The organism is Herbaspirillum sp. AP02 (assembly GCF_015767275.1).
In the GTDB taxonomy this organism is placed as follows: Bacteria; Pseudomonadota; Gammaproteobacteria; order Burkholderiales; family Burkholderiaceae_D; genus Herbaspirillum.
Genome location: NZ_JADWMY010000003.1, coordinates 236836 through 249529, shown reverse-complemented (window position 1 = coordinate 249529; position 12694 = coordinate 236836). Strand labels below are relative to the sequence as shown.

At 63.2% G+C, this 12694-nt stretch carries 8 protein-coding genes; 3 read left to right on the top strand and 5 right to left on the bottom strand.

Going from position 1 to position 12694, the window contains the following annotated elements; all coding sequences use genetic code 11:
* Nucleotides 1–39 precede the first annotated feature (39 nt).
* Nucleotides 40–1962: an ATP-binding cassette domain-containing protein gene (locus I5R65_RS09605; protein WP_180670640.1), complete on the bottom strand. Its 1923-nt coding sequence runs from the start codon at nucleotides 1960–1962 to the stop codon at nucleotides 40–42.
* A gap of 365 nt (nucleotides 1963–2327) precedes the next feature.
* Here I5R65_RS09605 and I5R65_RS09600 point away from each other — a divergent pair, with 365 nt between their 5' ends.
* From I5R65_RS09600 to I5R65_RS09590, 3 genes are all read left to right on the top strand, one after another.
* On the top strand, nucleotides 2328–4808 hold the full coding sequence (locus tag I5R65_RS09600) for a penicillin-binding protein 1A (protein ID WP_180670638.1): 2481 nt from the start codon (nucleotides 2328–2330) through the stop codon (nucleotides 4806–4808).
* Between the two features lie 450 nt (nucleotides 4809–5258).
* Complete coding sequence (locus I5R65_RS09595) at nucleotides 5259–6095, top strand: c-type cytochrome (RefSeq protein WP_180670636.1); 837 nt, start codon at nucleotides 5259–5261, stop codon at nucleotides 6093–6095.
* Nucleotides 6092–7399, top strand: a complete 1308-nt coding sequence (locus I5R65_RS09590) for a cytochrome c (protein WP_180670634.1) — start codon at nucleotides 6092–6094, stop codon at nucleotides 7397–7399. The genes I5R65_RS09595 and I5R65_RS09590 overlap by 4 nt, the downstream gene beginning before the upstream one ends.
* A 99-nt stretch (nucleotides 7400–7498) precedes the next feature.
* Here I5R65_RS09590 and I5R65_RS09585 read toward each other — a convergent pair whose 3' ends face one another.
* The 4 genes from I5R65_RS09585 to ftsH form a co-directional block, all read right to left on the bottom strand.
* Nucleotides 7499–8191 carry a winged helix-turn-helix domain-containing protein gene (locus I5R65_RS09585; protein WP_180670632.1) on the bottom strand — a complete coding sequence of 231 codons (693 nt, stop codon included), beginning with the start codon at nucleotides 8189–8191 and terminating at the stop codon, nucleotides 7499–7501.
* Between the two features lie 26 nt (nucleotides 8192–8217).
* Entirely contained in the window at nucleotides 8218–9552 is a 1335-nt protein-coding gene (gene glmM, locus I5R65_RS09580; protein ID WP_180670630.1) for a phosphoglucosamine mutase, read from the bottom strand.
* Between the two features lie 138 nt (nucleotides 9553–9690).
* Nucleotides 9691–10539, bottom strand: a complete 849-nt coding sequence (gene folP / locus I5R65_RS09575; protein ID WP_180670628.1) for a dihydropteroate synthase — start codon at nucleotides 10537–10539, stop codon at nucleotides 9691–9693.
* A 247-nt stretch (nucleotides 10540–10786) separates the two neighbouring features.
* Entirely contained in the window at nucleotides 10787–12676 is a 1890-nt protein-coding gene (ftsH, locus tag I5R65_RS09570) for an ATP-dependent zinc metalloprotease FtsH (protein WP_180670626.1), read from the bottom strand.
* Nucleotides 12677–12694 lie beyond the last annotated feature (18 nt).

Genomic DNA, 12694 nt, shown 5'->3' with positions numbered 1-12694 from the left:
AGACCCGGCCACGCCAATCTGGCCGGCCGGGCAACCGGCTTACTTCTTCCCTTCGATCTCTTCCCAGCGTGCAAGATGGCCCAGCAGTTCTTCGTCGATCTCGGCGAAGCGCTGGTTCAGCTTGACGGCCTCATCGGCGCTCTTCTTGTACAGGTCAGGATCAGCCAGCTTCTCGGAAATCTGCTTCTGCTCCGTTTCCAGCGCAGCGATGCGCTGCGGTAGCTCGTCCAGTTCGCGCTGCTCCTTGTAGCTCAGCTTCTTCTTGACCACGGGCGCCACCACCTCCGGTGCGGCCATGGTCGACTCGGCCTTGCTCTCGCTCTTGTCGGCCGCCTTGGCCGCAGCCTTGGAGGCGGCGGCCTGCTGCGTCGGACGCTGACGCTCCCAGTCGGAATAGCCACCCACGTATTCACGCCAGACGCCATTGCCCTCGGCGGCGATCACCTGGGTCACGACGTTGTCCAGGAACATGCGGTCGTGGCTGACCAGGAACACCGTCCCCGGATATTCTTCCAGCAGTTCTTCCAGCAGTTCCAGGGTATCGATGTCGAGGTCGTTGGTCGGTTCGTCCAGCACCAGCACATTGGCCGGCTTGGCAAACAGGCGCGCCAGCAGCAGGCGGTTGCGCTCACCACCGGAGAGCGTACGCACCGGCGAGCGGGCGCGTTCCGGCGCGAACAGGAAGTCCGACAGATAGGTCATCACATGCTTGCGCTGGCCGTTGACCTCGACCCAGTCGCTGCCCGGGGCAATCGTATCGGCCAGCGTGGTTTCTTCATTCAGTTGCGCGCGCATCTGATCGAAATAGGCGACCTGCATCTTGGTCCCCTGCTTGACGGTGCCGCTGTCAGGCGCTTCCTCACCCAGGATCAGCTTGAGCAGCGTGGTCTTGCCGGCGCCGTTCTGGCCGATCAGGCCGACCTTGTCGCCGCGCATGAGGATGGTGCTGAAATCGCGCACGATGGTCTTGGGGCCGTAGGCCTTGTTGACGTTTTCCAGTTCCGCCACGATCTTGCCGGAACGCTCGCCGGTACCCACTTCCAGCTTGACCTGCCCCTGCCGGTCACGACGCTCGCTGCGCTGCACGCGCAACGCCTCCAGGCGGCGTACGCGGCCTTCGTCGCGGGTGCGGCGGGCCTGCACGCCCTTGCGGATCCAGACCTCTTCCTGGGCCAGGAACTTGTCGAACTTGGCATTTTCCACTTCCTCATTGGCCAGCAACTCGGCCTTGCGCCCCTGGTAGGTGCTGAAGTTGCCGGGGAAGGACAGGATCTTGCCGCGGTCCAGTTCAATGATGCGGGTGGAGACGTTGTCCAGGAAGCTACGGTCATGGGTGATGAAGAGAATGCTGCCCTTGAAGTCGCGCAGCAGGCCTTCCAGCCACAGGATGGAGCCGAAGTCCAGGTGGTTGGTCGGCTCGTCCAGCAGCAGCACATCGGGATTGCCCACCAGGCCGCAGGCCAGGGCCACGCGTTTCTTCATGCCGCCGGAGAGTTCGCCGATGCGCGCTTCGCGGTTCAGGTTCAGCTTGTCCAGGGTGGTCTCGACCTTGTTGCCGATGGACCAGGCGTCGGCCGCATCCAGCACGGTCTGGATCTGGTGCATGCGCTCCAGCAGGGCATCGTCGTTGTCGCCGCCGAACTGGCCGGTGATGGCTTCATACTCGGCCAGCAGGGCCGGCAGCTCGCCCAGGCCCGAGGCCACGGCGTCGAACACCATCATCTCTTCCGGGAAATGCGGCTCCTGGTCGACATAGGCGATCTTCAGGTTCTGCTGCATCACCAGCAGGCCATCGTCCAGCTTCGAGCGGCCGGCGATGATCTTCAGGAGCGAGGACTTGCCGGTGCCGTTGCGGCCGATCAGGCCGATGCGCTCGCCGGTCTCCATCGAGAATTCGGCGTGATCGAGGAGCGCGACGTGGCCGAAAGCCAGTTGTGCGTCGGAGAGGGAAATGACTGCCATAGCGTGGGTAGCGTGATCTGCGTGAATGCAACGGCTTGAGCCGCGCAGGATGGATGCAAAATCGCCTGAAAAAGAGAAAGAACGGCGAAAGAGCGGCATTGTACCGACTACGCCGACGAAATGCTGATTTAAGCGCGCTTACGCAGTCTTGCTGTCCAAAAGGCGCCACCAAATGCAAGCAGCCCTCGGGTAGTCGGTCCCGATTGTCACCACAGCAACGGTATTTCTGAAAAATAACAAAAATATCTCGAATTACAACGTCGAATAGGAACGATGTTACAACTGGTAAAGCATTGCCCGGGGCCGGCCCGCCGGGCGGATGGCCCGATGCTGTAAGATAGCGCATCCCGATTCACACTCATCCCATGCCTCTTCCAACTTTGCCGGACCCGCTGCGCCATCAGCGCGGCTTCCTCAATCCCAATATTGCCAAGTTCATCGGTCTGTCCATCCTCGGCCTCGGTATCGCCGGCGCGCTGCTGGTGGTCTATGCCCTGATCTTCATCAACCCGCGTCTGCCCTCGCTGGACCTGATCACCGATTACCGGCCCAAGGTCCCGCTGCGCATCTGGTCCGAAGACAAGGTCCTGCTCGGTGAATTCGGTGAAGAAAAGCGCAGCCTGGTCAAGCTGGACGACATCCCGGCCGACATGAAGAATGCCGTGCTGGCCATCGAGGACTATCGCTTCTACGAACACGGCGGCATCGACTGGATCGGCATCGCCCGCGCCCTGGTGACCGACGTGCTGCGCGGCAGCGCCTCGCAGGGCGCCAGCACCATCACCATGCAGGTGGCGCGTAACGTCTTCCTGACCAAGGAAAAAACCTTCTCCCGCAAGCTCTACGAAGTGCTGCTGGCCAACAAGATCGAACATGCGCTGACCAAGGACCAGATCCTGGAGGTCTACATGAACCAGATCTATCTGGGCCAGCGCGCCTTCGGCTTTGCCGCCGCCGCCCGTACCTACTTCGGCAAGGACCTCAAGGACATCAGCCTGGCCGAAGCCGCCATGCTGGCCGGCCTGCCCAAGGCACCCTCGGCCTATAACCCCATCGTCAACCCCAAGCGTGCCCACATCCGCCAGCAGTACATCCTGCAGCGCATGCTGGACGTGGGCTTCATCACCCAGGCGCAGTACGACAAGTCGTCCAAGGAAGAACTGAAGGTGCGCGCACCGGGCAGCCAGTACACGGTACACGCCGAATATGTGAATGAAATGGCGCGCCAGATGGTGTACGCCCAGTACAAGGAAGACACCTATACCCAGGGCTTCAACGTCTACACCACCGTCAACGCTGCCGACCAGCAGGCCGCCTACCTGGCCGTGCGCAAGGGGGTGATGGACTATGACCGCCGCCATGGCTACCGTGGTCCGGAAGAGACCATCGAGTTGCCCTCCAGTGCCGAGGATCGCGCCTCCGCCATTGACGACGTGATGGACGATCATCCGGACAACGATGACATTCTGGCCGCCGTGGTGGTGGCCGCCAGTCCGAAGCAGATCGACGCGGTGCTGCGCAACGGCGACAAGATCAGCATCAAGGGCGATGCCCTGCGCTTCGTCGCCTCGGCGCTGTCGGAAAAGGCCAAGAAGGACGTGCGCATCGGTCCCGGCGCATTGATTCGCGTGATGCAGGATGCCAAGCAGAACTGGCAGGTGGTGCAGCTGCCGCAGGTGGAAGCGGCGCTGGTGTCGGTGGTGCCGCAGGACGGCGCCATCCGCGCGCTGGTGGGCGGTTTCGACTTCACCCAGAACAACTTCAACCACGTGACGCAAGCCTGGCGCCAGCCCGGCTCCACGTTCAAGCCCTTCATCTATTCGGCGGCGCTGGAGAAGGGTTTTGCACCTGCTTCCATCGTCAACGACGCTCCGGTGTCCTATCCCGCCGGCCCCGGCCAGCCGAACTGGGAACCCAAGGATGACGAGACCCCGGCCGGCCCGATCACGGTGCGTACCGCCTTGCAGAAGTCGGTCAACCTGGTGGCCATCCGTACGCTGGACTACATCGGCGTGCCTTATGCCAAGGACTTCATCACCGGCACCTACGGCTTCGATGCCGACAAGGTCCCGCCCTACCTGCCCATGGCGCTGGGGGCAGGCCAGACCAATCCCTTGCAGTTGTCAGCGGCCTATTCGGTGTTTGCCAATGGCGGCTACAAGATCCAGCCCTACCTGATCTCGCAGATCACCGATGCCCGTGGCAAGACGCTCTCCAAGGCAGAACCGCTGATCGTCGGCAACGGCGCACCGCGGGTGGTGGCCGAGCGCAACAGCTACATGATGACCAACCTGCTCAAGTCCGTGGCCCAGCGCGGCACCGGCGCACGCAGCAACAGCATCGGCCGTACCGACCTGGCCGGCAAGACCGGCACCACCAACGATGCAGTGGATGGCTGGTTCGCCGGCTACCAGCGTACGCTGGCCACCGTGGTGTGGATGGGGTATGACCAGCCCAAGAGCCTGGGCGGCATGGAATTCGGCGCCCAGCTGGCGCTGCCGATCTGGGTCGACTACATGGCCAAGGCCTTGAAGGGGGTGCCGCAGTTCGACCAGCCGGCGCCCGATGGCATCCGCTTCATCGATGGCGAGCCCTACTACGACAACTTCACCCCCAACAACGGTCTGGTGACCAATGTGGGCGTAACAGTGGTGGATGCGATCTCGAACTTCTTCGGCTGGACGCCGAGCCAGACCCCGGCCGCGGCGCCAGGTACGGCTCAGCCCGCGCCGAACGTACCAGGCAGCGCGCCGGGCAGCCCCGGGGCTGCGCCCTCTTCCTCGGGGACCCGTCCCCAGAGCGACAACGCACGGCGCTTCCTGGACAGCACCAACCAGGGCCATTGACGATAGAGATGGATGAAGGGTGCAAGACTGCCCGCACCGTGATGTGAAGCGGATGGGGGCTGAAAACGAAAAAGCGCAGAAGATGGCTTCTGCGCTTTTTTTTATGCTGGCGCCCCCGACACGGATCGAACGTGTGACCTATCCCTTCGTACCACTATGGCTTTCGCCACCAGAGTCTGTTTGTGGTCTGGACTATACCTTGATCGTGGGCAGTGCCATCGATGCACTGGCCTTTAGACCGGAGCCGTCTAGTCTCTACACCTTCCGGCCTCCTCAAGGAAACCGGCTTGGCTCGGTATTGCCAGCAGCCGCGCAGTCATCACGACCAGGCGCTGTCAGGGTTCACCGAATTTGACTCCATTCACGCGGCGCCTTTCGGCAGCCGCTGCCCAATTGTCTTTAGGAGGGGATCGCTCTATCCACTGAGCTACGGGGGCAGCAAGGCCGCTATTGTATCCGCTGTGCCCGGGCTTGCAAAGCTGCAGGCATGGTCGCGCCTTGCACTACAATAGGTCGATGCGCCCGCTCATAACAAATATGAAGAAAATTGCTGCCATTGCGCTGGGGACCTGGATTGCGTGCGGACCGGCCATGGCCCAATCACCAGAGGCCGCCCCAGATGCCAGGATGATTGCCGGCATGGCGGAGCGGATGGCAGCCTGTACCGCCTGCCATGGCAAGGAGGGGCGCGCCACTGCTGACGGCTTTTACCCGCGTATCGCCGGCAAGCCGGAAGGCTATCTGCTGCACCAGTTGCAGAGTTTCAGGGATGGCCAGCGGCGTTACCCGATGATGAATTACCTGCTGGGCAACCTCTCGGACGACTATCTTCAGCAGATTGCGATCTTCTTCGCCGCCCAGCACCCGCCCTACCCGCCGCCGGTTGCGACCGAGGCCAGCGCGACGGTGCTGGAGCGCGGCCGCCTGCTGGTCACCCTTGGCCGGCCGGCGCAGCGCATGCCCGCCTGCGCCGCCTGCCACGGTGACGACCTGGGCGGGGTGGCACCGGGCATTCCCGGCCTGCTGGGGCTGCCACGGGATTACATCAACGCGCAGCTGGGCGCCTGGCGCAACGGCGAGCGCAAGGCCAAGGTGCCCGACTGCATGGGCGAAATCGCCCGCGCCCTGAGTCCGGAAGACATCAATGCCGCCAGCAGCTGGCTGGCGGCGCAGCCGGTTCCACCGGATTACCGCCCGGCCGCTGCACCGGCCAAGCCATTGCCCGCACAGTGCGGCAGCATGGGGCCGGCGGCGTCGACGCCTGGCACGCTGGGAGCAGGGCAATGAACCGATCCTGGGCGACTGGCCTGAAGTGGCTGCTGCTGGGTGCCGCCGGCATTCTGGTGGGCCTGGCCGGCGTAGTGGCCTGGCAGAGCCTGGGCAGCGAGGACCCGGGCGTGGCCTCTACGGTCAATGATCCGCAGGCGCAGCGGCTCAAGGGCCAATACCTGGCACGCGCCGGCAACTGCATGGCCTGCCACACCGTGCGCGGCGGCGCCGGATATGCCGGCGGACGCGCCATTGCCAGCCCCTTCGGCACGCTTTACACCAGCAACCTCACGCCGGACAAGGCCACCGGCATCGGCAACTGGAGCCGCGACGATTTCTGGCGCGCGCTGCATCACGGGCGTGGCCGCGATGGCCGCTTCCTCTATCCGGCCTTCCCCTATACCAGCTACACCCGGATGAGCCGCGACGACAGCGATGCCCTCTTCGCCTATCTGCAGAGTCTACCGTCGGTCAATCAGCCCAATCGCGACCATGAATTGCGCTTCCCCTACAACCAGCGCATGCTGCTGGCGCTGTGGCGTGCCTTGTATTTCAAACCGGGTAGCTTCACGCCCGACCCGGCGCGCGATGGGCAATGGAACCGTGGGGCCTATCTGGTCCAAGGCGCGGGCCATTGCAGCGCCTGCCATAGCGCACGCAACGGCCTCGGCGCCAGCCTGGCGCCGCTGGCACTGGAGGGCGGCGTGATACCGGCGCTGGAGTGGTATGCCCCGCCACTGCATGGCGGTGAAAAGGGGCTGGGAAGCTGGAGCGAGGCAGATATTGCCGCCCTGCTCAAGACCGGGGTGTCACCTCGCGGTACGGCGCTGGGGCCCATGTCGGAAATCGTCGGCCGCAGCCTGCAATATCTGAACGATAGCGACATCTCGGCCATCAGCGTCTACCTCAAGACGCTGCCGGCGCCATCATCAGACAAGCAGGCCGCCTCCAGCGCACCCCGCCCCGAACCGGCCGAAGCCGAACGCATCCTCAAGCAGGGCCAGAAGCTCTACGGATCGCTGTGCGTGGACTGTCATGGCGGCAAGGGTCAGGGCAGCGCGCCGGATTATCCGCCGCTGGCGGGCAATCATGCCATCGCCGGACCGCAACCGATCAATGCGATTCGCACCGTGCTCAATGGCGGCTTCCCGCCTTCCACGACCGGCAATCCCTATCCCTTCGGCATGCCGCCCTTCGGGCCGCAACTGAGCGATTCTGAGGTGGCGGCGGTGGTTTCCTATGTGCTCAACAGCTGGGGTAATCAGGGCGGGTGGGTGTCGGCCTCGGAGGTCAACCGCTATCGTAGCGTGCCGCTGGACTGAGCATGACGGGAGGGGGGCCGGCCCATGAAAAAAGCGATCCTTGGATCGCTTTTTTCATGATGCGGCCTCATCGCCACAGGCGGACTACCTGAGGGTTGGTCACTGCTCGCCGCTGAGCTTGTAGCCCATGCCACGTACCGTCTGCACGTAATGCGCGAGATCGCCCAGCGATTTGCGCAGGCGCATGATATGCACGTCCACCGTACGTTCTTCGATGAAGGTATGGTCCCCCCACACCTTGTCCAGCAACTGGGCGCGCGAGAAGATGCGCTCCGGATGGGCTACCAGATAGCGCAGGAGCTTGAATTCAGCCTGGTCCAGCGTCACCGCTCGGCCACCGACCGAGACTTCGCGCCGCTCGACATCGATGCCGATCTCGCGATACCGCAGCACCTGGCTGCCGATCTCAGGCGTCTTGCGACGCAACAGCGCCTGTACCCGCGCCACCAGTTCCTTGGGTGAAAAGGGCTTGGTCACGTAATCATCGGCGCCCTCATTCAAGCCCTTGACCTTGTCTTCTTCCATGCCCTTGGCGGTCAGCATGATGACCGGCAGCGCGGCGGTGCGCGGATCGCGGCGCAATTCGCTCAACAACACCAAGCCCGAACTGTCCGGCAACATCCAATCCAGCAGGATCACGTGGGGCAGCGCCTGGGCAATGAACTTGCGGGCCTGGGCCACGTCGGTGGCAATGGTGGTGGCGAAACCGGCCCCCTGCATCGTGAAGCGCAAGAGCTCCGCGATGCTGGGTTCGTCTTCCACCATGAGGATTTGGGCTAGCTCTTTTGACATCGTCCGCAGTCCGAAACAGGAAGAACTCAGAGCACCTTGGCGGCGATACGCTGCGCCATGCTGCGCGCCAGTTCGGCCTCCTGGGCTTCCACCATCACGCGGATCAGCGGCTCGGTGCCGGAGGGGCGCAGCAGTACGCGTCCCCGCTCGCCCAGTTGTTCTTCCACGGCCGCCTTTTCCGCCTGCAGGGCGGTATTGGATTTCCAGTCGTAGCCGGCAGGGATCTTCACGTTGATCAGCGACTGCGGATACATGCTGATGTCCGCCGTCATCTGCGCCAGGGTCTGGCCTGAGCGCTTGAGGGCCGACAACACCTGCAGCGCCGAGACGATGCCGTCGCCGGTGGTGTGCTTGTCCAGCGCCAGCAGGTGACCGGAACCTTCGCCACCCAGCAGCCAGCCCTTTTCCTGCAGCACTTCCAGCACATAGCGGTCCCCCACCTTGGCACGCGCGAAGGGTACGCCCATCTTCTTGAAGGCGACCTCCAGGGCCATGTTGGTCATGAGCGTGCCGACCGCGCCATCGATCGCACCGGTGGCCAGCCTGTCCTTGACCATCAGGTAGAGCAGTTCGTCGCCGTTGTAGATGCGGCCGCTGTCGTCGACCATGATCAGGCGGTCGGCATCGCCGTCGAGCGCAATGCCCAGGTCGGCGCGGTATTCGCGCACCGATGCCACCAGGGTCTTGGGCGCGGTGGCGCCACAATCCTCGTTGATGTTCAGGCCATCGGGCTGGTTACCGATGGTGATGACCTCGGCACCCAGTTCATGGAACACGTGAGGGGCGATATTGTAGGCCGCGCCATGGGCGCAATCGACCACCAGGCGCATGCCGCGCAGGTCCATGGCACCGGGGAAGGTGCTCTTGCAGAATTCGATGTAGCGACCGGCGGCATCGTTGAGGCGACGTGCCTTGCCCAGCTTCTCGGAGGGCACGCATTCCATGGGTTGCTCCAGGGCCGCCTCGATATCGGCTTCGACGGCGTCCGGCAGCTTGTTGCCGCTGGCGGAGAAGAACTTGATGCCGTTGTCGTGATAAGGATTATGCGAAGCTGAAATCACCACGCCGGCCGAGAGCCGCAAGGCGCGGGTCAGGTAGGCCACCGCCGGCGTGGGGATCGGTCCGGCCAGCCAGACATCCACGCCCGCAGCGGCAAAGCCGGCTTCCAGGGCGGCTTCCAGCATGTAGCCGGAAATCCGGGTGTCCTTGCCGATGAGGACCGTGCGACGGGCCGCGCCCTCCTTCGCCTTGGTCAGCACCTTGCCTGCGGCATAGCCCAGGCGCATGACGAAATCCGGGGTGATGGGGGCCACGCCGACCCGACCGCGCACACCGTCGGTGCCGAAATATTTTGCTGCCATGTTGTTTCCTCTAACTCTTTCCTGCAGGCGGCCGAATGGCCCACCTGTCTCCCTTGATGCCTTGCATACTGCCTGTTCCTGTTTTTGCCTGAAACTCCCGCAGGCGCCTGTCGTAGGCAGCCACGTGGCGCCGGGGCGTCAGTTGTCCGGGCGCCCGGCCTGCCACATGGTGAGCGCATCGACGGTCTCGGCCACGTCATGCACGCGGATGATCATCGCACCCTGTTGGGCTGCCGCCAGCGCCGCGCCGATGCTACCGGCCATGCGACGTTCCAGTGGCTTGCCGACAACCGCGCCGATCATGGATTTACGGGACATGCCAGCCAGCAGCGGCAGGTCCAGTCGATCAATCAGGTTGCGGGTATTTTTGAGCAAAGCAAGATTATGCTCCACTGTCTTGCCAAAGCCAAAACCGGGGTCGATGCAGATGCGTTCGCGGGCGATGCCGGCAGCCCGCATCAGGTCCACCTGCCCCTGCAGAAAATGGGCAACTTCCGCCACCACGTCCCGGTAGTCAGGGGCTTGCTGCATGGTCTGCGGCTGACCCTGCATGTGCATCACGCACAGGCCGACCTCGCTGTCCTTGACGGCGTCGATGGCGCCGTCGGCGCGAAAACCGTTGATGTCGTTGATCATGTCCACCTCCGCCAGCAGGGCTTCGCGCATGACGGCGGGCTTGTAGGTATCCAGCGAGAGCGGTTTGCCACAATCGCGCAGCGCATAGATCACTGGCATGACACGTTCGAGCTCCTGCTCCAGCGACAGCGGGGCAATGCCGGGACGGGTGGATTCTCCACCGATATCGATGATATCCACGCCATCGGCAATCATCTGTTCGGCGTGGGTCAGGGCCATTTCCAGCGACTGGTGGCGCCCGCCGTCGGAGAAGGAATCCGGCGTCACATTGAGGATGCCCATCACCAGCGGCCGGCGGCCTTGCTGTACCGGCAGGCGGAACCTGCCGCATTTGAGGAATGCTTGCGTCATCTTGCTTCTATCAGGGTGGTACAAGTGTTCAGTTTTCGCCACGGGCGGCGCAATATTGCGTGGCGCAGCATGATACACCGCCGCATGCCGGCTGCCTGTGTCTTTCTCCCGCACTTCCCGCAGGACAGACAGACGGCCAGGCAGCGCGACGCCGGGACCGCCGACGCCAAAATGAAAAAAGGTGAGGATCGCTCCTCACCTTTTCGTCTTACCGCTGACTGCCTGGCTGCGTCGATGCCACCACGCTTCAGGCAGGTGCCGTGGCGTTGGGCGTCACGTCGCCGGAGCGGTTGTTGTCCGAAGACGACTTCTTGGCCGGCACACCATTGCGCGGCGGACGCGGTTCGTCGCCGTTCATGATGTCGTTGACCTGATCGGCATCCAGGGTTTCCCAATCCAGCAACGCCTTGGCCATGACATCGACCTTGTCACGGTGCTCTTCCAGCAGGCGGCGGGCCAATGCATATTGCTCGTCGAGGATGCTGCGGATTTCCGCATCCACCTTTTGCTGAGTGGCTTCGGACACGGTCTTGGAGGCCATGCGACCGAAGTAGGCGTCCTGCTCCGAATCCTCGTAGACCATGGTGCCCAGGGTGACGGACATGCCGTAGCGGGTCACCATCGCACGGGCCAGCTTGGTGGCACGCTCGAAGTCGTTGGAAGCGCCGGTGGACATCTGGTGCATGAAGATTTCTTCAGCGATACGGCCGCCGAACAGGATCGAGATCTCTTCCAGCATCTTGTCCTTGTACATGTTCACGCGGTCATGTTCCGGGAGTTGCCAGGTCAGGCCCAGCGCATAGCCACGCGGCATGATGGTGACCTTGTGCACCGGATCGGCCTTGGGCAGCAGCTTGGCGACCACGGCGTGACCGGACTCGTGGTAGGCGGTGTTGCGACGTTCTTCCTCTCGCATCACGGCCGACTTGCGTTCCGGACCCATGACGATCTTGTCCTTGGCATCCTCGAAGTCCTGCATCTCCACCAGGCGCTTGTTGCGACGCGCAGCGAACAGGGCGGCCTCGTTGACCAGATTGGCCAGGTCGGCACCGGAGAAGCCGGGGGTACCACGGGCCAGGATGTCGGCCTTGACGTCCGGAGCGATGGGCACCTTGCGCATGTGGACGTACAGGATCTGTTCGCGACCACGGATGTCGGGCAGGCCGACCATCACCTGGCGGTCGAAGCGGCCCGGACGCAGCAGCGCCTTGTCCAGCACGTCGGCACGGTTGGTGGCGGCGATCACGATGACGCCGGAATTGGCTTCAAAGCCGTCCATCTCCACCAGCATCTGGTTCAGGGTCTGTTCACGCTCGTCGTTACCGCCGCCCATGCCGGCGCCGCGATGGCGACCGACGGCGTCGATTTCGTCGATGAAGATGATGCAGGGAGCGTGCTTCTTGGCATTCTCGAACATGTCGCGAACACGGGAGGCACCCACACCAACGAACATTTCCACGAAGTCGGAACCCGAGATGGTGAAGAACGGTACCTTGGCTTCACCCGCGATGGCACGTGCCAGCAGGGTCTTACCGGTACCCGGGGGACCGACCATCAGCACGCCGTGGGGAATGCGGCCACCCAGCTTCTGGAACTTGGTCGGATCGCGCAGGAACTCGACCAGCTCCTGCACCTCTTCCTTGGCCTCGTCGCAACCGGCGACATCGGCGAAGGTGACCGAATTGCTGTTCTCGTCCAGCATGCGGGCCTTGGACTTGCCGAAGGAGAAGGCACCGCCCTTGCCGCCGCCCTGCATCTGGCGCATGAAGAAGATCCAGACGCCGATCAACAGCAGCATCGGGAACCACGAAATGAAGATCTGCGACAGGAAGGACTGCTCTTCCGGCTGGCGCACGTCGAACTTCACGCCATTGTTGAGCAGATCACCGACCAGGCCGCGATCCAGCACGGTGGTCGCGGTCTTGACCTTGGTGCCATCCTGGGTGGTGGCGATGATGTTGCGATCCTCGATGGTCGCATCCTTGATGTGACCCGCCTTGACCTCGGAGATGAAGTCCGAATACGCGATAGGCTTGGCGTTGGTTGCCATGCTGCGGCTGTCGAACTGTTTGAATACCATAAACAGCACGAGCGCGATGACCACCCATATGGCAGCCTTGGAAAACATATTGTTCACTGGAACTCCTCCGACGCC